Source organism: Paraburkholderia sartisoli (genome assembly GCF_900107685.1).
GTDB lineage: Bacteria > Pseudomonadota > Gammaproteobacteria > Burkholderiales > Burkholderiaceae > Paraburkholderia > Paraburkholderia sartisoli.
On sequence record NZ_FNRQ01000009.1, the window covers coordinates 155,035 to 181,568 of the forward strand.

Below are 26,534 nucleotides of genomic sequence, written 5' to 3' on the forward strand. Positions count from 1 at the left end.
GACGATACCATCGTTGAGACCCTGGGCGAGCAGACGCCATGCCGCGCCCGATGCCTTGTCGCTACCAGAAAACTATCGATCTGGCTGTCGTGGGCCGCATATGAATCAGGAGTCTTCCATGCGACGCAACAAGCCTGACGCACGTCTGATCGGACTTCCCCTTGTCTTTGCGATAGCGGCCGGCACGCCGGCCTGGGCAGCGCCGGTCCTCGTGTCCAGTTCCAACCCGTTTGCCACCTGCGTGATCGGCGGCCCCGGCACGAATTACCTGAACGCCGAGGTCGAACCGTGGGTCGCGGTGAACCCGGCGAACCCGTCGAACATCATCGGTGTGTGGCAGCAGGACCGCTGGTCAAACGGTGGCGCACACGGTCTCGCTGCTGCATCTTCGTTCGATGGTGGCCTGACGTGGACGAAACCGGTCGCCCAGCCGTTCAGCGCATGCGCGGGCGGGCTCGGATACGAACGTGCCTCCGACCCGTGGGTCTCCATTGGACCCGACGGCACGGCCTACTCCGTGTCGATCTCGTTCAACCAGTCGAACAACAACAACGCGGTCGCGGCCGCTGTGTCGAAGGACGGCGGCCTGACCTGGAGCAATCTGAGCGTCATCATCGCGAACAACGAGCCCACCGTGCAGTTCTTCAATGACAAGGAGTCGGTGACGGCCAATCCTGTCAAAGCCGGTGTCGCTTACGCAGTATGGGACCGGCTCGAACTGCCAAACGGCAATCCGTACGCCAATCTGCATACGGCCGCTTTCCGGGGACCGACGTTCTTTGCGAAGACAGTCGACGGCGGTCTGACCTGGAGTTCGCCGTCAGTCATCGTGAACGTACCGTCGCGGCAGCAGACCATCGGCAACCAGATCGTGGTCAACTCGCAGAACGGCACGCTCTACGACTTCTTCAACCTCATCACTCCGCCGTTCAGTAAAGCGGCCGGCAAGGTCGCCTTCATCAAGTCGACCGACGATGGCGCAACCTGGACGAAACCCCGGATCATCGCCGGGCTGGAGACCGTCTCCGTCGTCGATCCGAACACCGGGGAGCCGGTGCGCACAGGCGATATCATTCCTGAGCCCGCGATCGATCCGGCCACCGGGCAGCTCTACGTCGTCTGGCAGGATTCGCGCTTTAGTGGCGGCCTGTTCGATGAAATCGCGCTGTCGACATCCACCGACGGCGGCCAGACCTGGAGCGCGCCGCTCCGCGTCAACACACCCAGGGGAAGGCCGGCGTTCAATCCGTCGGTTCGTGTCAATTCCGCGGGGACCGTTGCGGTCACCTACTACGATTTCCGCGACCTGGCGCCCGGTGACACCACAATACTACCGACGAACTACTGGCGCACCACGTCGGTCGATGGCGCAAAAAGCTTCGGCAGTGAACTGCATCTTGCCGGCCCCTTCGACATGAAGACCGCGCCGAATGCGGAAGGCTTCTTCATCGGGGACTATGCGGGGCTGGACGCGAGAGGTGCCGCGTTCCTGCCATTTTTCATGCAGACGAACTCGGGGAACACCGCCAATCGGACGGACGTATTCGCTGCACCGTAGTTTGCGCAAGCGCTGGTGGACGAAGTAGCGGACCGCCCGGGACGGATGCCTGAGCGGTCCGACTTCCAGTTTGTGATTGGCCTGCGAAACGGGTAACCCGGCTTTGCGATACGTCAGTCGTTGCCGTCGCGAGGCTCACCGGGCGCCGACATGTTCATCCGTTACCTGTTGTTACACAAGCGACAATGAGGTTTCACTGCTCGTTTTGCCACCCTATATCATTTAACCGGTAACAGGGAAAGCACGTCCGGAACGACGGCAAATCAGAGGCAAATATGTTCAAGCGAACCATGACGCTGTGCGCCGTTGGACTGGCCACTGTCTGCGTGTCGACAGGGGCGTCCGCTCACGTTGACGTCGGCGTTTTTTTCGGCTTTCCCGGGCCAGTCATCGAAGCGCCACCGCCCGTCGTATATCAGGCACCTCCAGTGATTTACGCGCCAGCACCTGCTGTTTATGGTTATCCGTATGAGGGGGAATACCGGGAGCGCCCGTACTGGCACGACAACGGCTGGCATAAAGGCTGGAAACATCATCGTCACGAGGACGACCAGGATTAGACCGCCATCGCCCAGGCCACTTTGTCGGCCGGACGGAATTCGACTGGTGTGCATCCGCTCGCAGGACCAGCAACGGGTGTCACGGTGTCGTTGACAAGCGCGAACCAACGCGTTCAGTGCCGACACAAACGACTGCGTGTGCGTGATCGAAGCCGCCGGCAAGCTGCCAGCCGGTATCAGCACAACATCGACTTGAACATGCGCCGCACCTCGAGCACACCCTTCTGTTTGCGATTGGGTTCGAGATATCCGCCCATGTAACCCATGCAAATCTGCTTGACCGTATAAGCGTCAAGCGCACGCGACACCACCAGGGACTGGCGCTTCACCCGCTTTTCGGCGGCTGGATCGGGCCCGTTGTCTCTCGCCGGTCGCTTCAGCTCCCACTCCGCTATGGCCACGGGAAATCCCATGGCGGGTCATTCGCCAGGCTTCACCTGACGCATGCGATCGTCGACAGGCGACTTGTAGCGGTAGATCCACGAACGACGACGTCCGGCCCGCCTTCAGGCGAAGCCCAGGAAAGCCGTCAAAGGTCAAGTGTTGACCCGCGGCCAAAGCATCCCTGAGACGCGTGAATTTCCATCACTCGTTTTCTTCGAAGTAGTGTCCGAACTTGACCTGCTTCGTGCGGATATAACGCTCGTTTTCCTCGCGCACCGGAATGGCGAGCGCCACGCGTTCGCACACCGGAATACCGTGCTTCGTGAGCGTGTCGAACTTCTTGGGGTTGTTGCTCATCAGGCGCACGGAGGTGACTTTCAGCAGACGCAGGATCGCGGCCGCCGAGTCGTATTCGCGTGCGTCGTCGGGCAGGCCCAGATCGAGGTTCGCTTCGACGGTGTCGCGCCCCTGCTCCTGCAGCGCGTAGGCGCGGATCTTGTTGCTAAGGCCAATGCCGCGTCCTTCGTGACCGCGCAGATACAGCAGCACGCCACAGCCTTCCGCGGCGATATAGCGCAACGCCTGATCGAGCTGCTCGCCGCAATCGCACCGATACGAACCCAGCACGTCGCCCGTCAGACATTCCGAATGCAGACGCGTCAGCACGGACTTGCCGGTCGTGATGTCGCCCATCACCAGCGCGAGATGTTCCGCGCCGTTTTCGACGACGCGAAAGACGTATGACGTGAACGTGCCATAACGGGTGGGGAGCGTGGCGGTGGCGTCGAGCACGACGCATTCGCTGTCGTCGGATGCGCAGTTCGTGGACGGTACGTGAGGCGTGGACATGGCGTTAGACAAGAGTGCGGACAAATCTGGTGCATGGCCGGGATGAAAACCCGGAGATCGATTCCGGCGTTAAGGCCGGATCAAGACTGGACTGGAGTTTACCGCTAATCGGCATCATGCACCGATTCAGCCCACGGAACGCCATGCCTCTGCGTCACGCACCGCACGCCGCACGTGGCACACCGCACGCCGCCACGTGCCACGCAACGGCCGCGCACGCCTATACTGGAATCGCCTGTCCACACGACAGCGCGCCACCCACCGACGTGCTGCATTGCGATACGGAGCCGCTCCATGACAAGCGTTGCGCAAGTACTCAAAATGAAACCGGACAACACCGTCTACACGGTCACGACCGGGGATTCCGTCTACGACGCGATCAAACTGATGGCAGACAAACAGATCGGCGCACTGGTCGTCGTGGACGGCGACAGCATCGCCGGCATCATCACCGAACGCGACTACGCGAGAAAGGTCGTGCTGATGGATCGCGCATCGAAGGCGACGCCCGTGCGCGACATCATGAGCCGCGCGGTGCGATTCGTGCGGCCCGAACAGACCACCGACGACTGCATGGCGATCATGACCGACTTCCGCATGCGTCATCTGCCCGTCATCGACAGGGAAAAACTCGTCGGCATGGTGTCGATCGGCGATCTGGTGAAGAACATCATCGCGGAGCAGCAGTTCACGATCCAGCAACTGGAGCTGTACATCACGGGAGAGCGGCCCGCGTAGCGGCATCCGCGTTGCAGTCGCCGCGCATCACGCGGCGCGCGACAACGAAAAAGCGCCCAGACCGCGAGGAATGGGCGAAGCCACCTGTATGGCGGCGGAGGTTTCCTGAAACAAATTGCGCCGGCTTTCACCGACGGGCATCTGCACGCCCGGGGCGAAAGCCGGCTTGCGGCACCTGGCAGACGGGCACCATGCCAGGCGTTAGCCGTCAGCTAACGCAACGGCTGACAGCGAGCGCCTAATTGCCGAAGTAGACGTTCCGCTGTTGCGGCGTCATATCCGCAGCGCCCGCTTGCGACGAGCCGTGCGTGCCCGCACCGTAACCGCTCGTATCGGCGACCGGCGCCTGCGCCATGTTCTGTGCATTCACCCGCTGCTCGGCGGCCTGGATATCGGCCGGATATTGCGGATCGCTACGCGCCGGGTCGTAACCCGCCTGTTCCAGCTGGATCAGTTGCTGACGCACCTCAGCGCGGGTGACGGGCTGGTTCGTCTGGGCAAACGAAACAACCGGAGCAGCAAGGATTGAAGCAACGACAACAGCTTTGATCAGAGATTTCATGACTCACCTCCAGAACTTTCTTGTTGCCTGCGCAAAACACACGATGTGTTGAGCGCGTCTGTTCAGTGTAGGCACCATCAAACAGAGGGGAAACCCTTATTTCAGGCATAAACACTTGCGAGATTCGCAAGAATGCTGGCATGTGAGCTTGTTGAAAGCCTCGTCAGTCGTTATTTGCCGTAATAATCGCAGGGATCGTAAACGATTGAAGGGAATCCTGGTTTCAGACGCCGGATACGTCCGACGAGGGCGCTAAAAGAAGTCGGCGCGGGCCGCTGACATACACGCTGGCGGGCAGATAAAAACGCAACGGCCGATGCATTTCGCGTGAAAGGCCAATCCGTTTTGTCGCCGCGACGATGGGGTCCGCCTCGCCTTCGCCCTTGCCGATCCACAAGTCGTGTCCGGTACACAGATCGCGGCCGTCGAACGACTGGCCGATGCCGAACGCCATCGTCAGCCGCCCGGGCCCACGTGCGAGGTCGCGCGGCGGCACGCGCGGCCGCCTCGCTTCCATGAGCGCGATGCCATCGACAGGCTCGACGGCGCGAAGCAAAACGCCCGCGCCGATGCCGGCGGTTTCGCTCGACATATTGAGCATGTACGCTGTGCCGTATGTCAGTCGCACATACGCATGGCCGCGCTCGAGAAACATCGACCCGTTATAGGGGCGACGCCCCTGAAAGGCATGGCTTGTCGAGTCGCCCAGCGGATAGGCTTCCATTTCGACGATCCGCCCGCTGATACGCCCTTCCGGCATATCGTGAACGAGATATTTGCCGAGCATGAAACGCGCGAGTTCTATCGTGTCGACGGGCAGCTCGTCGCGCCTGAGCGGCACGATCCGCGGGGGGTGCGGCGTGATGCGTTGCGTCAAAGCCTCATTTCGTGGTCGCGTGGCAGTCACTATGGCACCATTTGAGGTATCTTTACCTTCCGGCACAACTGAACAAACATACTCGCAGGTCTTTTAGCGCTTCTGTCCGCATTATCGCCATATACAACGCAATACCCGAACACCGTTCCATCGCGACTCAGTCCAGAAGTACCTTGGTGGTGTAGTGCAACGGTTCCGCCCGGGACCCGCGCAAAATTGTGACAACAGGAGAAAATGCATGAAGGCAATCCACGCAATCAAACTGGCAGGTAGCGCGCTTCTCGTCGTGGCATCGATCAGTGCCTATGCTCAGGCGAGCGACGCAACGGCTCCCGATACGTCGACGACAGCTGGCGCCAAGCAGCAATACAAGGCGACCAAGGCAGCTAACCGCGCGCTCCAGAAAAAGGTGCGTGCAGCGCTGTCGAAGGCCAAGGGCGTAAGCGTCGCCAACATCACCGTTCGCGCACGCGACGGCGCCGTCACGCTGCAAGGCACGGTGCCGGAACAGGCTCAAAGCGACAAGGCAACAGAAGTCGCCAAGGGCGTGGCGGGCGTGACGTCCGTGAAAAACGCGCTGTCGGTTCGTCCGGAAGGCACGTAATACAGCGGGCCGGTTCATTACGGTCAAACGCCGCTCTCGAAAGAGGCGGCGTTTTTTTCTCATGGTCCTCGCGTCTTTATCACGCGCTTTCAGACCCGGTTTATAAGCGGCGCTGTTAAACAACGCGCTGTTGAACAAAGATTAAAGCCGTCATTTACCTTTCAAAGCTTCGCTGCATTTCACGGGCAATGACGATTTGCTGAATCTGCGTGGTGCCTTCATAAATGCGGAAAAGGCGCACGTCGCGATAGAACCGCTCGATACCATATTCGCTCATATAACCCGCGCCGCCGAAAATCTGCACGGCGCGATCGGCCACCCGTCCGCACATTTCCGTGGCGAACATCTTCGCGCACGACGATTCGGCCGTTACCTTCTCGCCCGCGTCGCGCCGGCGCGCGGCGTCGACGATCATGCAGCGCGACGCGTAGATTTCCGCCTTGCTGTCGGCGAGCATCGCCTGGATCAGCTCGAACTCCACGATCGCCTTGCCGAACTGCCTGCGCTCCATCGCATAGCGCAGCGCGTCGGCCAGCATGCGTTCGGCGGCGCCTGTCGCGACGGCCGCGATATGCAGGCGCCCCTTGTCGAGCACCTTCATCGCGGTCTTGAAACCGACGCCTTCTTTTTCGCCGATGAGGTTTTCCACCGGCACGCGACAGTTCTCGAAGATCACGTCGCACGTGTGAGCGCCCTTCTGGCCCATCTTGCGATCGATCCTGCCAAGCGACAGCCCCGCCGTACCGGCTTCGACAACGAACGCCGAGATCGCGCCCGCCCCCTTACCCGCCGGGTCCGTGCGCGCCATCACGGTAAAGAGCCCGGCTTCGGGTGCATTCGTGATGAAGCGCTTGGTGCCGTTCAGCACATAATGACCACCGTCGCGCACGGCGGTGGTCCGCAGCGACGCGGCATCCGAGCCCGCTTCCGGTTCAGTGAGGCAGAACGAGCCGATCAGTTCGCCCGACGCGAGGCGCGGCAGATACTTTTCCTTTTGCGCAGGCGTTCCGTCGATCACAATGCCAGTCGAGCCGATACCGTTGTTGCTGCCGATCGCCGAGCGAAACGTAGGCGAGGTCTTGCCAAGCTCCATCGCGGCAAGCACTTCCTCTTCCATCGTGAGACCGAGGCCGCCGTATTCTTCGGGCAGGCAAAGGCCAAAGAGACCGAGATCTTTCATTTCCTCCAGCAGGCCAGCCGGAATCTGGTCGGTTTCCGCGACGATTTCCTCGCTGGGTACGAGGCGCTCACGAACAAAGCGGCTGATGCTGTCGAGCAGCATGTTCAAGGTTTCCTGACTGCGGATCACGGAGTCTCCTCAAGAATGCAGTTTCATCGTGCTTCGATAATTTCACTATTTTAATGTACGGGCTGGCCGCTTCTGCCGCCGCCGGCCGACACCCCCACCGAACAGGGACGCCCCGCATGACTACATCATCGACACTGCTGCCGCGCTGGACACTGTGGGTGCCGATTGCCGGCTGGCTCGTGCTCGCGGCCGCCGCGCTGCTGCCGGGCAATGCCGTGCTGCTCGCGCTCGTCGGCGCCGCGCTCGCGGGCGCGGTCTTCGCGGGCGTCCACCATGCGGAAGTCGTCGCGCATCGCGTGGGCGAGCCATTCGGCACGCTGGTGCTCGCCGTCGCCGTGACGGTGATCGAAGTGGCGCTGGTCGTCTCCGTGATGCTGAGCTCGGGTCCCGAGAAGGCGGGTCTTGCGCGCGACACGGTGTTTGCCGCGGTGATGATCGTCAGTAACGGGATTGTGGGGATGTGCCTGCTTGCAGGCGGCATTCGCCATCGTGAGCAGGACTTCCAGATTCGCGGCGCCAGCGCCGCGCTCGCGGTGCTGGCTTCGCTTTCGGTGCTGACACTGGTGATGCCGAATTTCACCAGCGCCGCCGGGCCCGTGCTCACGCCTTCGCAACTGGCGTTCGCGGGCGTGTCGTCGCTCGTGCTGTATGGCGTGTTCGTGTTCGTGCAGACCGTGCGGCATCGCGATTACTTTCTGGCCGACGTCTCCGATGAAAACGTCCATGTCGCGCCGCCCAGCGTGCGCGTGACCCTCGTCAGTGCCGGTCTGCTGGTGGTGTGTCTCGTCGCGGTCGTGCTGCTGGCGAAGGTGCTCTCGCCGGTGGTGGAAACGGCGGTCGCCAATGCGGGGCTGCCAAACGCGGTAGTCGGGATCGTGATCGCGGCGCTCGTGCTGCTGCCGGAAGGGGTCGCCGCAGTGCGCGCCGCACGCGCGGACCGTCTGCAAACCAGCCTCAATCTCGCGCTCGGTTCGGCGCTCGCGAGTATCGGCCTGACGATTCCCACCGTCGCGGTCGTGTTTCTCTATATCGGTCAGCCGCTGCAACTCGGGATCGACGGCAAGGAGATGGTGCTGCTGTTCCTCACGCTCGTGGTCGGCACGCTGACGCTCGGCACCGGCCGCACCACGATCCTGCAAGGCGCGGTGCATCTGTCGCTGTTCGCCGCATGGCTGTTCCTGTCGATCGCACCCTGAAGACACGGGCCTTGCGCACGCGCCGCGTTTCAGGGCCTCGTGCAACGAAAATCAGACGAGCGCTTCGGTCCAGTGTTCCGCGATCCATTCGCGGAACAGATTGAGTTTCTGCTGATGCGCGACGCTGTCCGGGTACACGAAGTAATAGCGTGCGCCCGTGGTCAGCACGGCATCGAACGGCCGCACGAGCCGCTTCGCCGCGACGTCTTCGTCGATCAGCGCGAGGTCGCTGATCGCGACGCCAAAACCCTGTAGCGCGGCGTTCGTCGCGAGATCGAGCGTGTCGAAGCTCGGGCCGTGATTCGCGTCGATGTCGCGGGCCTCGACGTGATCGAGCCACATCTTCCAGTCGCGATGATCGCGCGTGGGATGCAGCAACGTGTGCCGCGCGAGATCGGCGACGCTGCCAAGCGGCCTGTCGTCGAGGAGTTCGGGCGCACACACGGGCGTCAGGCGTTCCTCGAACAATGCCACCGACTGCACGTCCGCACCCGGCGACGAACCGTAGATGATCGCGGCGTCGAACGGCTCGACCTGGAAATCGACGTCGTGCTGCCACGTGGTGGTGACCTGCACGTGCAGGTCGGGATATTCCGCCTGAAACTGCATGATCTTCGGCAACATCCAGCGCATCACGCAGGTCGGCACCTTCAACGCCAGATCCGTGCGCTGACGCGTCAGGCGCAGCGAGATTTCCTCGATCCGCGCGAAGCTCTCCTTGACGACCGGCAAGAGCGACTCGCCTTCGGCGGTCAGCGTAAGGCCCTTTGCGTGGCGCTTGAAGAGAGGAAAGCCGTAATAGTCTTCCAGCGCGAGAATCTGGCGGCTGACCGCGCCTTGCGTGAGGCACAGATGATCCGCGGCGCGCGTGAAGCTGCGGTGCCGCGCGACCGTTTCGAAAATCTGCAGCGCGTTAAGAGGTGGAAGTCGTCGCATGATGGGAGCGCCTGGCTATCAGGAAAATGCATTGCAGCCCGCGTATCGGCCCGACGCACGGGTATGCGGATATGCGTGCCACGCCTGCAGGATACGTCATTCAAAATGCCGGCACGACTGGCGTTTGCCCGCGCACGCATGCGTTCGGCTCATGGACGCGCCGATCCTCAACTGGCTGCGCCTCGTAAAAACAGCATCGGGTCACGCAGGAAAGCCGTTCGCGATGCGACCCGCGCACCGCTTTAGTGCCGGGCGCGTGTTTTTCCGCACCATGACTGATCTTTCCTCATACCGCCCGTCCGCGCGACTGACCCGGTCACGCTGGACGTAAACCCGCACACAGCGCTGCCCCAAGCCTTCGCGCGATCGTCACGGGCCGCCATCTGGCGTGCTTAGGCCCGGATCGCATGAGCATACGTCATGGCTTCCATGCAGAGATTTCGTTTGTTGCGTGATTTTGGCAAACCTAGAGTGCATCAACGCGCCACACCATCGGCTGCGCCGGGTTGCAACGTTCACTACGGGAGAGACGGCCATGCATGACATCAAAAGACGACAGGTAATCAAGACGATCGGTGCGGCAGTCGCGGCTTCCACGCTGCCGATGCCGTTCATCAACGTGAATGCGCAGGAACGCAGGTTCGCCGGCCAGACGCTGCGCCTCCTGACCTGGTCCGACGACACGGGCGCCGCCGCGATGCGCAACATCGCGGCCACGTTCACCGAAAAGACCGGCGCGAAGGTCATCGCCGACCGCGCCGACGGCACCTCCGGCATGGTCGCCAAAACGAAGGCCGCGGGCGAGCGTCCGACCTATGACGTGATCACGCTGGCAGGCGTCGGCGCTTCGGGTCTCGGCGACGCGGGCCTGCTCGTCAAGCCCGATCTCAACAAGCTGCCCAATCTCAAGGACGTGCCCGAGCAGTACCGCACCGGCGCGAACGGCTTCGGCGTCGGCTATCTGCTGTGGTCCGACGGCCTGATCTACAACACCGCGACCGTCAAGACGCCGCCGTCATCGTACGAAGCGCTGTGGGACCCGAAGTACGCCGGCCGCCTTTTCCTGCCGCCGCCGGAATGGGCCGAAGCGGTCGATCTCGCGATCATCTCGGCGAAGCTCGCGGGCGGCTCGCAGCAGAACATCGAGCCGGGCTTCAAAAAGCTCGCGCTGCTGAAAGACCGCGTGATGACGCTCGGCGAAAATCCGAACCAGGTGGCCGACCTGTTCCGCACCGGTTCGCTCGACATCGGCGGCATCTATTCGCCGGCTTTTTTCCCGGCGCAGATTCGCAAGCCCGAGTACAAGATGGGCGTCACGTACGGCATGAAGGAAGGCTTCGCGACGCAGCTGATGTTCACGGTGATTCCGAAGGCGCACCCGGGCAACATCGATCTGATCCACGCGTTCATCAACCATTCGATCGACGCCGGCGTGCAAGGTCGCATGGCGGCCGACGTGCTGAACGGCCCGGTGAATTCGAAGGCGCAGATTCCCGCGGAGAGCCGCGCGTTCGTGCCGAGCCCGCAGCAGATCGCCGAAAAAGCGGTTCTGCACGACGACAAGGCGCTCGCCGGCGTGCAGCCGGCGTGGATCAAGCGCTACACCGAAATCTTCGCGGCATGACCACGATGCCCGCGCTTTCATCGCCGCGCGCGAGCTCCGGCGCACCGGATCAACCGGGAGCCGGCGCGTCGGACGGTCTGCTCGCGCGGGTCCGTCCGTGGATCCTGCTCGCGCCGATCCTCGCGTTTCTCGCGGTGCTGGCGGCCGCGGCGCTCGTCGTGCTGCGGATGAGCTTCGGCACCTCCGGCAACGAATGGCACGGCTTCACGCTGCAGAACTACGCGGACCTCGCCGACAGCTACTTCATGAAATCGTTGTGGCTGACCTTGCGGCTCGCGTTCCAGAGCATGGTGTGCGCCGTGCTGCTGGCGATCCCGGTCGCGCTGGCGATGGCGCGCACCGGATCGCGGCTCGCGCGCCGCCTGCTGCTGGCGGGCGTGCTGCTGCCGCTGCTCGTGAACCTGTTGTTGCAGGGATATGGCTGGCTCGTGATCCTCGGGCCGGCTGGCCTGCTCAATCACGCGTTGATGGCGGGCGGTCTCATCGATCGCCCCGTGCAGTGGCTCTATCGCGAACACGGCGTGCTGCTCGGGCTGATCCAGACCGCGTTTCCGCTCGCCGTGCTGCCGCTTTCGAGCGCGATGCGCGCGGTGTCGCGCTCGTACGAGGAAGCCGCCGCGACGCTCGGCGCGACACGCATGCAAACGCTGCGTCACGTGATGTTGCCGCTCGCGATGCCCGGCCTCGTGTCGGGCGCGCTGCTCGTGTTCGCCTACAACGCGAGCGCGTTCGCCGTGCCGTTGCTGCTTGGCGGCCGCCGCGTGCCGATGCTCGCCGTGCTCGTTCACGACGAGGTCGCGCCGCTCCTGAACTGGCCGGCGGCCTCTGCGTCGGGCATCGTGCTGATGGTCGCGACGCTCGCCGTGATGGCGATCTCGCAGCGGCTCGTACACCGCACGCAACGTCTCGAAGAGGAGCTGAAAGCATGAGCACCATCGCCCGTTCGCGCGCGTTCCACCTGCCCTCGACGATGCCCGGCCGTCTCGGCAAGGTGTCGGGCCTGCTCGCCACGATCGTGCTGTTTCTCGCCGCGCTGCCGATCCTCACGATGATCACCATGTCGTTCAGCGCGTCGGACACGCTCGATTTTCCGCCGCACGCCTACAGCCTGCAGTGGTATCGCGCGGCCTGGCACACGTTCGTCTCGCCCGATGCAAGCGACGTGCTTTCGATGGGCAGCGCGCTCTCCACGAGCCTGATCGTCGCGATCGCGACCATGGTCATCGCGACGCTGGTGTCCGTGCCCGCTGCCTACGCACTGTCACGTTACCGCTTTCGCGGCAAGCCGGCGGTCGAGCAGCTGGTCGCGTTGCCGCTCGTCTATCCGCTCGTGATGCTCGGGCTTTCGCTGCTGCTGGTGTTCAACGCGCTGCCGGTCGAACTCGGCGTCTTCAGGCTCATCATCGCGCACGTGATTCTGGCGCTGCCGTTCACGGTGAAGAACTGCGCGGCATCGGTGGCGACGATCGGCCTGGAATTCGAGGAGGCCGCCTGCGTACTCGGCGCGAGCCCGCGCCGCGCGCTGATCGACGTCGTGCTGCCGTTGATGAAGCCAGGCATTCTCGCCGGCATGCTGTTCGCGTTCATCATCTCGTTCAACGAATTCACCGTGACGTTTTTTCTCTACGGCATCAACACGATGACGCTGCCGGTGTGGCTCTACAGCCGCACCGTGTCGTCGCTCGACCCCACCGTGTTTTCATTCGCGGTGTTCATCGTCGCGATCGATTTCGCGTTGATCTGGGTGCTCGAAAAACTGGTCGGCGACGAAGGCGTCGCGCTCTAACCTGCGCAGGCTCGAGGAATTACCATGACGCATCTGACCTTGCAATCCGTGACGAAGCGCTTCAACGGCTCGACCGCTGTCGACAGCGTCGACCTCAACGTGCCCGACGGCAAGCTCGTCTGCTTTCTCGGCCCGTCGGGCTGCGGCAAGACCACGCTGTTGCGGATCATCGCCGGGCTCGAAACGCCGACGTCGGGCAGCGTCGTGTTCGCCGGCAACGACCTCACGCATGTGCCCGCGAACCGGCGCGATTTCGGCATGGTGTTCCAGTCGCTCGCGCTGTTTCCCCATATGAGCGTCGCGGAGAACATCGCGTATCCGCTGCGCCTGCGCAAGACCGACAAGGCCGCGCAGTCGCGTCGAATCGCCGAACTGCTCGAGCTGATCCAGTTGCCGCACATGGCGAACAGACCGGTGACGCAGCTCTCGGGCGGCCAGCGTCAACGTGTCGCGATCGCGCGGGCGATCGCTTCGTCGCCGAAACTGCTGCTGCTCGACGAACCGCTTTCCGCGCTCGACGCGAAGCTGCGCGAAGCGATGCAGGTCGAAATCCGGCTGCTGCAACAACGCCTCGGCATCACGACGATCATGGTCACGCACGACCAGCGCGAAGCCATGACCATGGCCGACGAAATCGTCGTGATGGAAAAAGGCCGCATCGCGCAGGTCGGCAGGCCGCTCGATATCTATCGCGATCCGGTGAGCGAATTCGTCGCCGACTTCATCGGCCTTGGCAACATCCTGCCGGTTACGCACGACGGCCGCGGCGGCGTCAGCCTGCCAGGCGGGCAGCAGATCGTCGTGGCGAATCCGGCGCGCGTCGCCGCCGCGGCCAGCGATGAGATACGCCTTCTCATTCGTCCCGAGGACGTCTGCGTCAAACCGGCTTCCGGTGAAAGACACGGCAACCATCTGGCCGGCACCGTCACGTTCATTCGCGACGTGGGCGCGACGCTCGAGGCGACCATCGACTGCGCGGGTTTCACGCTCACCGCCGCGACCACGCCGCGCGAAACACCGGGCCTCGCGACCGGCATGCCGGTGCTTGCCGAACTGCCCGCGCACGCGTGCAAGCTGATCGCAGCCCGTACCACGCATTGATGCTTCCCGTACCCACGTTTTCGACAGAGGAACGACTCATGACCACCCTTCACTCCTTTAACGCACGCGCGCGCCGCATGCTCAAGGCGACGGCCGCCACGCTTGCCCTGACCGGCGCCGCGACGCTCGGCGCGTATGCACCGGCCGCGCACGCCGATGCCATCGACACGATCGCGAAGACCGGCGTGGTGCGCGTCGGCGTTTTCATGGACTACCCGCCGTTCGGTTCGATCGGCCCCGACATGAAGCCGATGGGTTATGACATCGACGTCGCCAACCTGATCGGCAAGACGCTCAACGCGAAGGTCGAACTGGTCGCCGTGACGGGCGACAACCGGATGGCGTACCTCGCCGACCACAAGGCCGACATGCTGCTCTCCGTCGGCCAGACGCCGGAGCGCGAAAAGGTCATCGATTTCTCGAAGCCGTACGCGCCGTACTACCTTGCCGTGTTCGGTCCGAAATCGCTGGCCGTCAAGAACGCGAACGACCTCGCCGGCAAGTCGATTTCGGTGGCGCGTGGCACGCTGGAAGACCTGAGCGTCACCAAAATCGCGCCGCCGAGCGCCACGATCAAACGGTTCGACGACCCGAACGGCGCCATTTCTGCATTTCTTTCTGGTCAGGTACAGTTGATGGTGGTCGGCAACGACGTGGGCGCGACGATTCTCGCCCGTCACCCCGCGATCGATCCGGAGCAGAAATTCGCGCTCTTCAGCTCGCCGGATCACGTCGGCCTCAACAAGAACGAGCCGCGCCTGCTGCAAAAGGTCGACGAAGCGATCGCAAAGGCACGCAAGAACGGCACGATGAACACGATCTCGCAGAAGTGGCTGCGCACGCCGCTGCCGGCCGATCTTTAAGCCGACAGCGCAGGCCCGGGCCGCTTCAGCCGGACCGGGCTTCACCAGACGATGACCCGCACCTCATGAGCTATGTGTTCGATTTCAGCGGCTTCGGCGTATACACGGGCCTGCTTGCCCGTGGCGTCGGCGTCACTCTTGGGCTTACCGCCGCATCGACGGTGCTGGGCGGGCTCGTCGGCATTGCCGGTGCGGGCATCAGCATCGGCGGGCCACGCTGGGCGCGCACGGTCGTGACGGCGTATGTGGAACTGATCCGCAACACGCCGTTCATCGTGCAGCTGTTTTTCATTTTCTTCGGCTTGCCCGGGCTCGGCATTCATATCGACGAAGTCTCGGCCGCGGTGCTCGCGATGTCGGTGAATCTCGGCGCGTACGCGATCGAAATCGTGCGCGCCGGCATCGATTCGATTCCGCGCGGACAGGTACAGGCCGCGATGGCGCTCGGGCTGCACGGGCGTCAGGTGTTCCGCCACGTGGTGCTGCCGCAGGCGATCGCGAACGTGTTTCCCGCGCTCCTGAGCCAGGTGCTGATCGTGATGCTCGGCTCGGCGGTGGTCTCGCAGATTTCGGTGCCGGACCTGACGTACGCAGCGAACTTCATCCAGTCGCGCAATTTCCGCTCGTTCGAGAGCTACGTGATCATCACCGCGACGTATCTGTTCCTGTCGATCTCGTTGCGGCTGCTGATGAACCGTCTCGGCGCGCGCCTCTTTGCCGGCCGCATGCCGCGTTCGGGTTCCGCGCCGCGTGGCCTTCTGCGTCTTGTGCTTGCGTGGCGCAACACGCGCGCGTTACCGGTGGAGCGTTCGTGATGATGGAATTCACGCTTTGGGATATCGCCCGTAACCTGCTGCTCGCGGCGCGCTGGACCCTGCTCCTTTCGTTGATCGCCTTCGTGGGCGGCGGCGTGGTCGGCCTGACCCTGCTCGCCGCGCGCGTGTCGCCGTTGCCGTGGCTGCGGCGCGTCGTCGTGCTTTACGTCGAGCTGTTTCAGGGTACGCCGTTGCTGATGCAACTTTTTCTCGCGTTCTTCGGGCTGCCGCTGCTGGGCATCGACGTTTCGCCATGGATCGCCGCGACGGTCACGCTCACGCTGTATACGAGCGCGTATCTCGCGGATATCTGGCGCGGTTGCGTCGAGGCCGTGCCGCGCGGCCAGTGGGCCGCGGGCGCGAGTCTCGGCATGACGCACACGCAGCAGTTGCGCTATATCGTGTGGCCGCAGGCACGCCGGATCGCAACGGCGCCGACCGTCGGCTTTCTCGTGCAGGTCGTGAAAAGCACGGCGCTCACGTCGATCATCGGTTTTGTCGAACTCACGAAAACCGGCTCGATGATCACCAACGCGGTGTTTCGTCCGTTTCCGATCTACGGCATGGTCGCGCTGCTCTACTTCGTGATGTGCTTTCCGCTGACCTGGTATGCGCGTGTGCTGGAGCGCAAGGCCCGGGTCGGGCAGCATCGATAGACGTCGATGCGTCAATGACAGAAAGGCCACTGTGCAAGTGTTTGCGCAGTGGCCTTTTTAACACCTGCTTTATCGTGCCTGACGTGCTTAACGCGCCGCGCTCGTCGACTTGCGCAACTTCGCGACGTCGTCCGGCCGCACAGCGGGTGCGTTGTTGTTCCAGCCAGCCCGGATAAACGTCAGCACGTCGGCGATCTGCTGGTCGTTGAGCACGGGCGCGTACTTCGGCATCGGATACGGCGCCGGAATACCGCCCGTCACCAGATCACCCGTGCCGTTCAGCGTCACGTTGACGAGCGACGACGCGTCTTTCTCCAGCACGTTCGGATTGCCCGCCAGCGGCGCGAGCATCGGCGCGAAGCCCCGTCCGTCGACGCCGTGACAGTGCATGCAGTACGCCGTATAAACCTTCGCGCCCGGATCGTTCGCCGGCCGGTTCAGCGACACCCGCGTCGCCTTCGGGTCATACGCATACTGCGCGCCGCCATGGCCACCCGAGGCCGGCAGCGACTTCAGATACCGCGCCATCGCGATGACGTCGGTGTCGTTCATGCCCTGCGTGCTGTTGTTGATCACGCTCGTCATGGAACCGAACGCCGAAGCGTGGGCGTTCGCACCGGTCTTCAGGAACGTCGCCAGATCCTGCTCCGTCCAGCGGCCGAGCCCGACGTTATATTCGCTCGTCAGGTTCGCGGCAAACCAGCCGTCGAGCAGGCTTCCCGTCAGAAACGCGCTGCCGCTTTCGTCGAGCGACTTTTCCTGGAACGCGATCCCGCGCGGCGTGTGACACGATCCGCAATGTCCCAGCCCCTGGATCAGATAGGCGCCGCGATTCCATGCGACGTCCTTGCCCGGTTTGTCCTGATACACGCCGCTCTTCAGGAACACGAGATTCCAGAGCTTCAGCGGCCAGCGCATGTTGAGCGGCCACTTGATGTCCGGCTCGCGGTTCGCCTGCTTCACCGGCGCAACGCCGCTCATGAAATACGCGTAGAGCGCGTGCATGTCGTCGTCGTTGATCTTCGCGTACGACGGATAAGGCATCGCCGGATACAGGTTATGGCCATCCTTCGCGACGCCTTCACGCATCGCGCGCGCGAACTCTTCGCTGGTGTAGCGGCCAATGCCGGTGTCCGGGTCAGGCGTGATGTTCGTCGTGTAGATCTGGCCCATCGGCGTGTTCATCGGCAGGCCGCCCGCGAACGGCTTGCCGCGCGGCGCCGAGTGACACGCGATGCAGTCGCCGAGCTTCGCCAGGTACGCGCCGCGTTGAACGAGCGCGTCGTCGGCGGCGTGCGCGACAAACGGCAAGACCATGCCGAGTGCCGCGGATAACGCCTTGAGTGTGATGTTCATCGACGTTCTCCCTCAGGCGGTCTGCAACTGGCTGCCGACCGGCAAGTGTCGGATCCGCTTGCCCGTCGCCGCAAAGATCGCGTTCGTCAGCGCCGGCGCAAGCGCCGACGTACCCGGTTCGCCGATGCCCCCGGGTGCCTCGGCGCTCTTCACGATGTGGACGTCGATCGGCGGCGTCTGGTCGATGCGCAACATCCGGTAATCCGTGAAGTTGTTCTGCTCGACGCGGCCATCCTTGATCGTGATTTCGCTGTAAAGCGCCGCCGTGATCGCGAAGATCACACCACCCTGTATCTGCGCCTCGACCGTATCCGGATTCACGACCATGCCGCAATCCACCGCGCACACCACGCGCCTGACCGCGACTTCGCCCCGCTCGACAGCCACGTCGACGACCATCGCAAGGAAGCTGCCGAACGCGTGCATCACCGAAACGCCGCGCCCCTGGCCTTGCGGCACCGCGCTGCCCCAACCGGCCGCCTGTGTCGCGACGTCGAGCACGTTGCGCGCGCGCGGCGACTTGCCGAGCAGGTCGCGACGATATTTGACGGGATCGACCTTCGCCTGCGCGGCGAGTTCGTCCACGAAACTTTCGACGACGAACGTGCCGCGCGTCGCCCCCACGCCTCGCCAGAACGCGGTCGGCACGGCGCGCGGCTCCTCGCGCACATAGTCGACCAGCTGGTTCGGCAGGTCGTATGGCAGGTCCGAGGCAACCTCGACGGCATCGGGATCCACGCCGTTCTTGAACGCCGGTGGCGCGAAGCGGGCAAGGATCGACGAGCCCACGATGCGGTGCTGCCATGCAACCGGCTTGCCGTTCGCATCCAGCCCTGCGGATATCCTGTCGTAGTAGTACGGGCGATACATGTCGTGCTGGATGTCTTCCTCGCGCGTCCACACGACCTTGACCGGAACGCCGACCTGCTTGCCGATCTTCAGCGCCTGCGTCGCCATGTCGAACTCGAGCCGCCGCCCGAAGCCGCCGCCCAGTAGATGGTTATGCACGACGACCTTCTCCGCCGGCAGGCCGGTCACCGCCACGGCCGCATCGACGATGCGCGTCGGCACCTGCGTGCCAAGCCAGACATCGCAGCCATCGGGTCGCACATGGACCGTGCAGTTGACCGGTTCCATCGTCGCGTGCGCGAGAAACGGTTGCTGATACACCGCGTCGACGCGCGTCTTCGCGGACGAAAACCCGCTCTTCACGTCGCCTTCCTTGCGCGCGACGGCACCGGTGCGTTGCGACGCGTTCGCGAGATCGTCGACGATCTGTTTCATCGATACCTGCGCGCCCGCGCCTTCGTTCCATTTGATGTCGAGCGCCTGCACGCCGCGCTTGACGGCCCATGTGTGGTCGCCGACCACGGCCACGCCGTTGTCGAACCGGACCACCTGACGCACGCCCGGAATCTTCCTCGCGTTCGTATCGTCAACGCCCGCGAGCGTGCCGCCGAACACCGGGCACGTCGCAATGGCCGCATAAACCATGTCCGGCACGCGTACGTCGAGACCGAACACCGCGGTGCCATCCACCTTCTCGGGCGAGTCGAGGCGCTTTGCGGCCGTGCCGATCAGCTTGAAATCCTTCGGATCCTTAAGCTGCACGTTTTGCGGCACGGGCAGTTTCGCCGCCGCATCGACGAGGTCGCCGTACGCGATGCTCCGGTTGCTGCCGGAATGCACGACCTTGCCCGCCTGCGCGTGACAGGTCGCGGGATCGACCTGCCATTGCTGCGCGGCTGCACTGATCAGCAGCACGCGTGCGGTCGCGCCCGCACGCCGCATCGGTTCCCACGCGTAGCGGATCGACGTCGAGCCGCCCGTGAGCTGGCCGCCGAGCAGCGGATCGGTGAAGAGCTTCGCGTCCGGTGGCGCGTGATCGATCGTGACGCTGTCGAGCGGCACTTCGAGTTCCTCCGCGATCAGCATCGGGATCGACGTGTACACGCCCTGGCCCATTTCAACCTTGGGAATCACGAGCGAGACCTTGCCGGCCCGGTCGATCTGCACGAACGCGTTCGGCGCGAATACGCCATCCTGCGGCGCCTCGACGCCGTCGCCGCCGATCACCGATTTGCGCGACGCCTGATCCTGACTTGCCGCGGGCAGACTGAAACCCAGCAGCAGGCCGCCGCCTGCCGCCGCGCCGATCGTCGCACCGAACTTGAGAAACGTGCGACGGGATACACCGTGCGGCGCTTGTCCACGCGTGCCGTCGTTTTTCGAATCGAGCAGTCCTTGCGACATGTCACGCCTCCTTTGCGGCTTGCCGGATGGCCGCGCGGATGCGGTTATACGTACCACAGCGACAGATGTTGCCTGTCATCGCGGCGTCGATATCGGCATCGGTGGGATTGGGGTTCGACGAGAGCAGCGAGGCCGCGGACATCACCTGTCCGGACTGACAGTAGCCGCACTGCACGACGTCGAGCTGACGCCACGCGGCCTGCACCTTCCTGCCCGCGGGCGTGTCGCCGACGGCTTCGATCGTCGTCACCTTGCGCGCGCCGATTGCCGCGACCGGCAGCACACAGGAGCGAACCGCGACGCCATCGAGATGGACGGTGCAGGCGCCACATTGCGCAATGCCGCAGCCAAACTTGGTGCCGGTCAATCCGACAAGGTCGCGCAACACCCAGAGCAACGGCATATCGGGCGGTGCATCGACGGTATGAGTCTGTCCATTTACGGTAAGCGTTGTCATAAGCGGCTCCGGATTGGGGGGCTATTGTTTTGGACTGGGACGGAAATCGCGCTGGCTGGCCGGAATTTATTCCGTCGGCCATCGCTAATACGGGGCTATGCTGGTGAACAGCGCGGAGGGCCAGCGCCTGGCACCCAGCGGGACAGCAATGAACGGCGATGAAGGAAGAGGCGAAAAGATTGTAGCGCCGACTGAAATTGCGTGTTGGCCGCCGGCCGAAGCGTTTGCCGGCGCGTTTTCCGGCATGCTGTCAGAATCGCCTGACGAACTGAAAGGAGAGAACGATGAACGAAGCGCGCGCGATTCAATTCCTGAACACGATCCGCAAACCGCTGCTGTCGCTGCACAAGTCGATTCTCGACCACGAGCGCGCGTCGTATGAGAAGGAGTTCGGCCCGATCACACCGGCGGCGTTTCTTCAGGTGCTGATCAACGGCTCGGGCTTTCGCTGGATCACGCCGCTCTCGACGCTCATCGCGAACATCGATGAAGTCGTCGACGACAAGGAAGCCACGCCCGCCGACAGGACTGCCGCCGCGGAAGCGGTCATCGCCCTGTTCGCGCCCGGCGACCCGAACGCGGTGTTTCTGCCGCGCTATCTGCCGTTGCTGCAGATGAGCCCCGACCTGCTGCACGCGCACGGACAGGTCGCGCAGGTGCTGCGCGAGGCGGCAGACAGATAGCGGGCGGTGCGGCGTTCGCGTCAGGCAAACGCCGCCACGACGATGCGCGCGGCGGCGGCGAGCACGTCGCTGCGCGACTTCGCGTCCCGGTCGCGCTGCGACAGGTAAGTCACGAGCACGACCGGCGGTTTCGCGGGCGGCCATATCACGGCGACGTCGTTGGTCGCGCCGTAGTCGCCCGTGCCTGTCTTGTCGATCACGTCCCAGCCCGCTGGAACACCCGCGCGAATCCGCTCGCCGCCCGTTGTGTTCGCACGCATCCACGCCTGAAGCTGGTTGCGTTGCGGCGCGCCCAGCGCGTCGCCAAGCGCGAGGCGCTGCACGCTTGCCAGCATCGCGGCCGGCGTCGTCGTGTCGCGCGGGTCGTCGGGAATGGCCGTGTTCAGCTCCGTTTCCCAGCGGTCGAGGCGAAACGTATCGTCGCCGATCGAGCGCGCGAACGCCGTGACCGCGGCCGGGCCGCCCACAATTCTGATCAGCAGGTTCGCGGACGTGTTGTCGCTATAGTCGATGCCGGCCGCGCAGAGTTCGCCAATCGTCATGCCTTCGGCGACATGCTGCTCGGTAACCGGCGAATACGCGACGAGATCGGCCTTCGTATAACGCACGCGCTGTTGCAGAAAGCCGGGCTCCTTCGCGCTTCGCGTGAGGATCGCGGAGACGATCATCACCTTGCACGTGCTGCAAAACGCAAAGCGCTCGTCCGCGCGATGCATCAGCGTGGCGCCATTCGCCGTATTCAGCGCGGCGACGCCGAGGCGCCCTGCCATCGATGTTTCGAGCGCCGCCAGTTTTGCCTCGGGCGAAGCGCCTTTCGGTACACCGGTCGCCCACGAAGAACAGGCCGCGATGAACGGCGTGGAAGCAGCAGCAAGCAAGAGCGTGCGACGGGACGGGGAATGAGTCATGGCTGGATGTTGGGAGCAAAGGTGGCCGGAATAGTCATGGTGCGTTTCGATCGCGTGACCTCGTGAAGGTTCCGCGCCAACGAAGTGCAAGCCTGCGGGTCCCGAATATCCTCACCATTGGTTTTTCCAGCCTGAAGCGGCCAGATTCCATGCGTCAGGTCGCGCAAAGCACGTTTCGCTATTGACAACGTCATCATCATGCATTTCAAACTGCGCCAAACTCCCTTGTTTCAGGGGATTTTATGCGTCGCGCGATCGTTTGAGTTGCCCGATGGCATCGTGTACGCAAAAATCCGGTCGCTTTTGTCGCGATTGTTTCGGCGCAACGTGCAATCAAAGGTGAGGTTCTGCGGGAGGCCTTTCGATGCGTCACCGCGCGGGACAGATGCAACGGCCGCGCGATCCGTTGCTAGCGCAACGAGCGGCTTCGCGGCTTTGCACCGCCGGCTTGTGCTACGTCGTTCAGCTTGCGCCACAGCGTCGTCTTGCTGATGCCGAGCATCTCGCACACCTGGTCGCGGTCGCCGTTGCATGCGTCGAGCGCCGCGCGGATCTCGTCGGCTTCGACGCGACGGCTGCGCTGACGCAACGTCAGGCTCGCCGCTTCGCGCGCGGTGCGCTCGAACAGTTCGGGCGCGATGGAGCGCAACACATCGTGTGTCAGTTCACCTGCCTCCGGGTCCGCGAGTTCGACCGCGATCCGTTCGATCACGTTCTGCAACTCGCGCACGTTGCCGGGCCACGAATGTTCGCTTAAAGGAACACGAACCGCGTGCAGCGCATTCGCCGCATCGGTCCCGTTGCGAACCTGCCGTGCCAGACGCGGCTCGCGGCGCGCAGCCTGTACGAGCAGTTCAGCGGCGAGCGGCAGAATGTCCGCCTGCCGTTCGCGCAGCGGCGGCAACGCGATGTTCAGGATGTTGAGCCGGTAATACAGATCGGCGCGAAACTCGCCGGCATCGATGCCTTCCGTCAAGCCGCGATGCGTCGCCGCGACGATCCGCACGTCGATGCGCGTCGGCTCCGTCGAACCGAGCCGCACGACTTCGCGCTCCTGCAACACGCGCAACAGGCGGCTTTGCAGCGGCAACGGCATCTCGCCGATCTCGTCGAGAAAGAGCGTGCCGCGATGCGCCGCCTCGATCAGGCCCGCCTTGCCGCCGCGTCGCGCGCCGGTAAACGCGCCCTCTTCATAGCCGAAGAGTTCGCTCTCCAGCAGCGCCTCGGGAAACGAGCCGCAATTGATCGCGACAAACGGAAAGTCGCGCCGCGCGCTCGCCTGATGGATGCTTTGCGCCACCATCTCCTTGCCGGTGCCGCTCTCGCCGCGAATCAGCACCGTCGCGTCCGACTGCGCATAGCGCCGCACGAGGCTGCGCACCCGCTCGATGGCCGCGCACTCGCCGACGATGTCATCGAGCGTGTAGCGCGCGGCGAACTGTTGCGCGCGTTGCCGCGACCGCAGCGTGCGGTCGAGCCGTTCGACCGCGCGCGATTCCTGGAACGTCAGCACGGTGCCCGTCGTCACGCCGTTATCGGCGAGCGGGCCGCGATGCACGACATAGCTCACGCCGCGCACCGTTTCCAGCGATTCGCCCTCGGCGTCAGGTACGGCGTTGGCGATGTCGGGCGCGAGATCGAGCAGCAGCTTGCCGGCGGCCGTTGCAGGATCGATTCCGAGCGTGAGCGCGAGGCGCTGGTTGATCGCTTCGACACGCCCCTGCGCATCGAGCGCGACGACGCCGTCGCGCAGATGCTGCAACACGCTGTCGAGCCGCTGCCGGCGCACCGCTTCGCGCCGGGTGGCTTGCGCGACGTCGAGCGCGTTGTCGAACGCGGTGCGCACCGAGGCGCGCGAATACAGAAACACCGCGCCCATGCCGGCACGCACGGCGAGGTCGGTGACGAGCCCTGGCCCCACCACCGTTTCGACGCCGCGATCGCGCAGGTCGAGCACGCACGTTTCCGCGTCCTGCGCGGATTCGTAGGATGCGAACACGACGTCGATACCGTAGGCGGAGACGAAACGGCGCAGCTCGCCTGGCGTTTCGCCGTGCGTGACGAGCGCCACCGATGCGCCATCGCGCCTCGCGCGCGCCAGCGCATGCATGACGTCGAAGCCGGTCGGCGCGACCAGCACGACCGGCACGCTGACGCGCGCTTTCAGGTACGTCCCGTTCGACCCGGCTGCGACGACGATGTCCGGACGGTCCGCACCCGCCGCCGCGATTTCGTTGACGGCGTCTTCGAAGCCACGCGAGATGAGCCGCAGATCTGCGCGGGCATCGTATTCACCGGCGATGTCCCGGTACAGGTCGCGCAGCTTGCTGATGCCGATCGCCCACACGCGCGGACGCGGGCCGGATACGGGAAGCGGGGTCATGATCGTTCGGGGTTGGGGGCGCAGGAATTCATCGTGACGATTATGCACCGAACTTTCACTCATGAAATATGAAATTTCATTTATGAAATGATGTTGCTGCACTGTGAATTGGCGATCGGCTTTTAAATCAACGGCTTAGCGTGCTCGCATACGGCTGGCCCGTTCCTTGCGAGATCAGCGTCCAGTTCAGATCAAGGAGACGTTGTGAGCACAGGAAATCCAGCAGGCGCCGGCGCGGCGTTCCGCGCCGCGGTCGCCACTGAAGCGCCGCTGCAGGTTGTCGGCGCGATTACCGCCTACGCGGCGAAGATGGCCGAGGCGGTCGGCTTCAAGGCGGTCTATCTGTCGGGTGGCGGCGTCGCGGCCAATTCGCTGGGCGTGCCCGATCTCGGCATCAGCACGATGGACGACGTCCTGATCGACGCCCGTCGCATCACCGACGCGACGAACCTTCCGCTGCTCGTCGATATCGATACCGGCTGGGGTGGCGCGTTCAACATCGCGCGCACCGTGAAGTCGTTCATCAAGGCGGGCGTCGCGGCCGTGCATCTGGAAGACCAGGTCGGCCAGAAACGTTGTGGTCATCGTCCGGGCAAGGAATGCGTGTCGAAGGATGAGATGGTCGATCGCGTGAAGGCTGCCGTCGATGCCCGCACCGACGACCAGTTCGTCATCATGGCGCGCACCGACGCGGCTGCGGTCGAGGGCATCGATGCGGCGATCGAGCGCGCGGTGGCGTATGTCGAAGCCGGCGCGGACATGATCTTCCCCGAAGCGATGAAATCGCTCGACGACTATCGCCGCTTCAAGGCGGCGGTCAAGATGCCGATTCTCGCGAACCTGACCGAATTCGGCTCGACGCCGTTTTTCACCACCACCGAACTGCGCGACGCGAACGTCGACATCGCGCTCTACTGCTGCGGCGCGTATCGCGCGATGAACGCAGCGGCGCTCAACTTCTACGAAGTCGTGAAGCGCGACGGAACGCAAAAGGCCGCGGTGGAAACCATGCAGTCGCGCGCCGATCTGTATGACTACCTCGGCTATCACGTGTACGAAGACAAACTCGACGCGCTGTTTGCCACGCAGAAATAATCAGGACCATGAGGACGACACCATGAGCGAAGCAGATAACAGCACGCCTGCAGCGGGCGCATTCAAAGCGAAGAAATCCGTCGCGCTGTCGGGCGTGACGGCGGGCAACACGGCGTTGTGTACGGTCGGCAAGACCGGCAACGACCTGCACTACCGTGGCTACGACATTCTCGACGTCGCCACCGCGTGCGAGTTCGAGGAGATCGCCTACCTGCTCGTCCACGAAAAGCTGCCCACGCAGGCTGAACTCACCGCCTACAAGACGAAACTCAAGGCGCTGCGCGGCCTGCCCGCGAACCTGAAGGCCGCGCTCGAATGGATTCCCGCTTCGGCACACCCGATGGACGTGATGCGCACCGGCGTCTCGGTGCTCGGCACCATACTGCCCGAGAAAGACGACCACAACCTGCCGGGCGCGCGCGATATCGCCGACCGGCTAATGGCGTCGCTGGGTTCGATGCTGCTGTACTGGTATCACTACTCCCACAACGGCCGCCGCATCGAGGTCGAAACTGACGACGATTCGATCGGCGGCCACTTCCTGCATCTGCTGCACGGCGTCGAGCCGTCGAAGTCGTGGGTCGAGGCGATGCACACGTCGCTGAACCTTTACGCCGAGCATGAGTTCAACGCGTCGACCTTTACCGGCCGCGTGATCGCGGGCACGGGATCGGACCTCTATTCGGCGATCACCGGCGCGATCGGCGCGCTGCGCGGACCGAAACACGGCGGCGCCAACGAGGTCGCGTTCGAGATCCAGTCGCGCTATCGGTCGCCCGATGAAGCGGAAGCCGACATCCGCCGGCGCGTGGAGAACAAGGAAGTCGTGATCGGTTTCGGCCATCCGGTGTACACGATCTCGGACCCGCGCAACAAGGTGATCAAGGACGTCGCGAAGAAGCTCTCGAAGGAAGCCGGGAACCTGAAGCTTTTCAGCATCGCCGAGCGGCTCGAAACGGTGATGGCCGATGCGAAGAAGAT

At 63.8% G+C, this 26,534-nt stretch carries 25 protein-coding genes; 14 read left to right on the forward strand and 11 right to left on the reverse strand.

Going from position 1 to position 26,534, the window contains the following annotated elements:
• Positions 1-118 precede the first annotated feature (118 nt).
• Positions 119-1,558 (forward strand): sialidase family protein, encoded by a 1,440-nt coding sequence (locus BLV45_RS23480; RefSeq protein ID WP_090537090.1) that lies wholly within the window; start codon positions 119-121, stop codon positions 1,556-1,558.
• Between the two features lie 736 nt (positions 1,559-2,294).
• Here the strand turns inward: BLV45_RS23480 and BLV45_RS28010 are convergent.
• Both BLV45_RS28010 and ribA read right to left on the reverse strand, forming a co-directional pair.
• A complete protein-coding gene (locus BLV45_RS28010; protein WP_245753495.1) occupies positions 2,295-2,447 on the reverse strand; it encodes a hypothetical protein in 153 nt (50 codons plus the stop codon).
• Between the two features lie 256 nt (positions 2,448-2,703).
• The gene (gene ribA, locus BLV45_RS23495; protein WP_090537094.1) at positions 2,704-3,351 is read right to left on the reverse strand and encodes a GTP cyclohydrolase II; all 648 of its coding nucleotides are present in this window, start codon (positions 3,349-3,351) and stop codon (positions 2,704-2,706) included.
• A 294-nt stretch (positions 3,352-3,645) separates the two neighbouring features.
• On the opposite strand from ribA, the gene BLV45_RS23500 reads away from it, so the two are divergent.
• Positions 3,646-4,089: a CBS domain-containing protein gene (locus BLV45_RS23500; RefSeq protein WP_090537096.1), complete on the forward strand. Its 444-nt coding sequence runs from the start codon at positions 3,646-3,648 to the stop codon at positions 4,087-4,089.
• 238 nt (positions 4,090-4,327) lie between these two features.
• On the opposite strand, the gene BLV45_RS23505 is transcribed toward BLV45_RS23500, so the two are convergent.
• Positions 4,328-4,651: a DUF4148 domain-containing protein gene (locus tag BLV45_RS23505; RefSeq protein ID WP_090537098.1), complete on the reverse strand. Its 324-nt coding sequence runs from the start codon at positions 4,649-4,651 to the stop codon at positions 4,328-4,330.
• A gap of 223 nt (positions 4,652-4,874) precedes the next feature.
• Entirely contained in the window at positions 4,875-5,528 is a 654-nt protein-coding gene (locus BLV45_RS23510; RefSeq protein ID WP_245753498.1) for a DNA-3-methyladenine glycosylase, read from the reverse strand.
• A 238-nt stretch (positions 5,529-5,766) separates the two neighbouring features.
• Between BLV45_RS23510 and BLV45_RS23515 the strand changes: the two genes are divergently transcribed.
• Positions 5,767-6,132: a BON domain-containing protein gene (locus tag BLV45_RS23515; RefSeq protein WP_090537103.1), complete on the forward strand. Its 366-nt coding sequence runs from the start codon at positions 5,767-5,769 to the stop codon at positions 6,130-6,132.
• Between the two features lie 154 nt (positions 6,133-6,286).
• On the opposite strand, the gene BLV45_RS23520 is transcribed toward BLV45_RS23515, so the two are convergent.
• Entirely contained in the window at positions 6,287-7,441 is a 1,155-nt protein-coding gene (locus tag BLV45_RS23520) for an acyl-CoA dehydrogenase family protein (protein ID WP_090537105.1), read from the reverse strand.
• Positions 7,442-7,557: 116 nt separating this feature from the next.
• On the opposite strand from BLV45_RS23520, the gene BLV45_RS23525 reads away from it, so the two are divergent.
• The gene (locus tag BLV45_RS23525) at positions 7,558-8,637 is read left to right on the forward strand and encodes a calcium:proton antiporter (protein WP_090537107.1); all 1,080 of its coding nucleotides are present in this window, start codon (positions 7,558-7,560) and stop codon (positions 8,635-8,637) included.
• A gap of 51 nt (positions 8,638-8,688) precedes the next feature.
• Here the strand turns inward: BLV45_RS23525 and BLV45_RS23530 are convergent, their stop codons facing one another.
• Positions 8,689-9,573, reverse strand: coding sequence for a LysR substrate-binding domain-containing protein (locus tag BLV45_RS23530; RefSeq protein ID WP_090537109.1), 885 nt, complete (start codon positions 9,571-9,573; stop codon positions 8,689-8,691).
• A 535-nt stretch (positions 9,574-10,108) separates the two neighbouring features.
• On the opposite strand from BLV45_RS23530, the gene BLV45_RS23535 reads away from it, so the two are divergent.
• From BLV45_RS23535 to BLV45_RS23565, 7 genes are all read left to right on the forward strand, one after another.
• Positions 10,109-11,197: an ABC transporter substrate-binding protein gene (locus BLV45_RS23535; protein WP_090537111.1), complete on the forward strand. Its 1,089-nt coding sequence runs from the start codon at positions 10,109-10,111 to the stop codon at positions 11,195-11,197.
• Complete coding sequence (locus tag BLV45_RS23540; protein ID WP_090537113.1) at positions 11,194-12,126, forward strand: ABC transporter permease; 933 nt, start codon at positions 11,194-11,196, stop codon at positions 12,124-12,126. The genes BLV45_RS23535 and BLV45_RS23540 overlap by 4 nt, the downstream gene beginning before the upstream one ends.
• The gene (locus tag BLV45_RS23545; RefSeq protein WP_090537115.1) at positions 12,123-12,983 is read left to right on the forward strand and encodes an ABC transporter permease; all 861 of its coding nucleotides are present in this window, start codon (positions 12,123-12,125) and stop codon (positions 12,981-12,983) included. The genes BLV45_RS23540 and BLV45_RS23545 overlap by 4 nt, the downstream gene beginning before the upstream one ends.
• Before the next feature lie 24 nt (positions 12,984-13,007).
• Positions 13,008-14,084 (forward strand): ABC transporter ATP-binding protein, encoded by a 1,077-nt coding sequence (locus tag BLV45_RS23550; protein WP_090537117.1) that lies wholly within the window; start codon positions 13,008-13,010, stop codon positions 14,082-14,084.
• 38 nt (positions 14,085-14,122) lie between these two features.
• Entirely contained in the window at positions 14,123-14,947 is an 825-nt protein-coding gene (locus BLV45_RS23555; protein WP_176954236.1) for a transporter substrate-binding domain-containing protein, read from the forward strand.
• A gap of 65 nt (positions 14,948-15,012) precedes the next feature.
• Positions 15,013-15,762 carry an amino acid ABC transporter permease gene (locus BLV45_RS23560; protein WP_090537121.1) on the forward strand — a complete coding sequence of 250 codons (750 nt, stop codon included), beginning with the start codon at positions 15,013-15,015 and terminating at the stop codon, positions 15,760-15,762.
• Positions 15,762-16,418 carry an amino acid ABC transporter permease gene (locus BLV45_RS23565; RefSeq protein WP_090537125.1) on the forward strand — a complete coding sequence of 219 codons (657 nt, stop codon included), beginning with the start codon at positions 15,762-15,764 and terminating at the stop codon, positions 16,416-16,418. Before BLV45_RS23560 ends, BLV45_RS23565 begins: the two co-directional genes overlap by 1 nt.
• A gap of 87 nt (positions 16,419-16,505) precedes the next feature.
• Here the strand turns inward: BLV45_RS23565 and BLV45_RS23570 are convergent, their stop codons facing one another.
• Genes BLV45_RS23570 through BLV45_RS23580 form a run of 3 tightly spaced genes read right to left on the reverse strand, consistent with a single transcriptional unit; the run spans position 16,506 to position 20,484 of the window.
• Positions 16,506-17,774 (reverse strand): cytochrome c, encoded by a 1,269-nt coding sequence (locus tag BLV45_RS23570; RefSeq protein WP_090537127.1) that lies wholly within the window; start codon positions 17,772-17,774, stop codon positions 16,506-16,508.
• A gap of 12 nt (positions 17,775-17,786) precedes the next feature.
• Positions 17,787-20,027, reverse strand: coding sequence for a xanthine dehydrogenase family protein molybdopterin-binding subunit (locus tag BLV45_RS23575; RefSeq protein WP_090537129.1), 2,241 nt, complete (start codon positions 20,025-20,027; stop codon positions 17,787-17,789).
• Position 20,028: 1 nt separating this feature from the next.
• On the reverse strand, positions 20,029-20,484 hold the full coding sequence (locus tag BLV45_RS23580) for a (2Fe-2S)-binding protein (protein ID WP_090537132.1): 456 nt from the start codon (positions 20,482-20,484) through the stop codon (positions 20,029-20,031).
• A 284-nt stretch (positions 20,485-20,768) separates the two neighbouring features.
• Between BLV45_RS23580 and BLV45_RS23585 the strand changes: the two genes are divergently transcribed.
• Entirely contained in the window at positions 20,769-21,167 is a 399-nt protein-coding gene (locus BLV45_RS23585; protein WP_090537135.1) for a hypothetical protein, read from the forward strand.
• Between the two features lie 20 nt (positions 21,168-21,187).
• Here the strand turns inward: BLV45_RS23585 and bla are convergent, their stop codons facing one another.
• A complete protein-coding gene (bla, locus tag BLV45_RS23590; protein ID WP_090537136.1) occupies positions 21,188-22,075 on the reverse strand; it encodes a class A beta-lactamase in 888 nt (295 codons plus the stop codon).
• 409 nt (positions 22,076-22,484) lie between these two features.
• Positions 22,485-24,458 (reverse strand): propionate catabolism operon regulatory protein PrpR, encoded by a 1,974-nt coding sequence (gene prpR, locus BLV45_RS23595; protein ID WP_090537138.1) that lies wholly within the window; start codon positions 24,456-24,458, stop codon positions 22,485-22,487.
• A 204-nt stretch (positions 24,459-24,662) separates the two neighbouring features.
• Between prpR and prpB the strand changes: the two genes are divergently transcribed.
• Together prpB and prpC are read left to right on the forward strand one after the other, a co-directional pair.
• Positions 24,663-25,553, forward strand: a complete 891-nt coding sequence (gene prpB / locus BLV45_RS23600) for a methylisocitrate lyase (protein ID WP_090537140.1) — start codon at positions 24,663-24,665, stop codon at positions 25,551-25,553.
• A gap of 22 nt (positions 25,554-25,575) precedes the next feature.
• On the forward strand, positions 25,576-26,534 hold a 959-nt coding region (prpC, locus tag BLV45_RS23605; RefSeq protein ID WP_090537141.1), incomplete at its 3' end, for a bifunctional 2-methylcitrate synthase/citrate synthase.

Coding starts and splice junctions, on each gene's coding strand:
- bla (WP_090537136.1), bottom strand. CDS start 22,075: ATGACTCATTCCCCGTCCCGTCGCACGCTCTTGCTTGCTGCTGCTTCC.
- BLV45_RS23550 (WP_090537117.1), top strand. CDS start 13,008: ATGACGCATCTGACCTTGCAATCCGTGACGAAGCGCTTCAACGGCTCG.
- BLV45_RS23480 (WP_090537090.1), top strand. CDS start 119: ATGCGACGCAACAAGCCTGACGCACGTCTGATCGGACTTCCCCTTGTC.
- BLV45_RS23565 (WP_090537125.1), top strand. CDS start 15,762: ATGATGGAATTCACGCTTTGGGATATCGCCCGTAACCTGCTGCTCGCG.
- BLV45_RS23555 (WP_176954236.1), top strand. CDS start 14,123: ATGACCACCCTTCACTCCTTTAACGCACGCGCGCGCCGCATGCTCAAG.
- BLV45_RS23585 (WP_090537135.1), top strand. CDS start 20,769: ATGAACGAAGCGCGCGCGATTCAATTCCTGAACACGATCCGCAAACCG.
- BLV45_RS23535 (WP_090537111.1), top strand. CDS start 10,109: ATGCATGACATCAAAAGACGACAGGTAATCAAGACGATCGGTGCGGCA.
- BLV45_RS23575 (WP_090537129.1), bottom strand. CDS start 20,027: ATGTCGCAAGGACTGCTCGATTCGAAAAACGACGGCACGCGTGGACAA.
- BLV45_RS23500 (WP_090537096.1), top strand. CDS start 3,646: ATGACAAGCGTTGCGCAAGTACTCAAAATGAAACCGGACAACACCGTC.
- BLV45_RS23530 (WP_090537109.1), bottom strand. CDS start 9,573: ATGCGACGACTTCCACCTCTTAACGCGCTGCAGATTTTCGAAACGGTC.
- BLV45_RS23580 (WP_090537132.1), bottom strand. CDS start 20,484: ATGACAACGCTTACCGTAAATGGACAGACTCATACCGTCGATGCACCG.
- BLV45_RS23560 (WP_090537121.1), top strand. CDS start 15,013: ATGAGCTATGTGTTCGATTTCAGCGGCTTCGGCGTATACACGGGCCTG.
- BLV45_RS23525 (WP_090537107.1), top strand. CDS start 7,558: ATGACTACATCATCGACACTGCTGCCGCGCTGGACACTGTGGGTGCCG.
- prpR (WP_090537138.1), bottom strand. CDS start 24,458: ATGACCCCGCTTCCCGTATCCGGCCCGCGTCCGCGCGTGTGGGCGATC.
- ribA (WP_090537094.1), bottom strand. CDS start 3,351: ATGTCCACGCCTCACGTACCGTCCACGAACTGCGCATCCGACGACAGC.
- BLV45_RS23540 (WP_090537113.1), top strand. CDS start 11,194: ATGACCACGATGCCCGCGCTTTCATCGCCGCGCGCGAGCTCCGGCGCA.
- BLV45_RS23545 (WP_090537115.1), top strand. CDS start 12,123: ATGAGCACCATCGCCCGTTCGCGCGCGTTCCACCTGCCCTCGACGATG.
- BLV45_RS23515 (WP_090537103.1), top strand. CDS start 5,767: ATGAAGGCAATCCACGCAATCAAACTGGCAGGTAGCGCGCTTCTCGTC.
- BLV45_RS23570 (WP_090537127.1), bottom strand. CDS start 17,774: ATGAACATCACACTCAAGGCGTTATCCGCGGCACTCGGCATGGTCTTG.
- BLV45_RS23505 (WP_090537098.1), bottom strand. CDS start 4,651: ATGAAATCTCTGATCAAAGCTGTTGTCGTTGCTTCAATCCTTGCTGCT.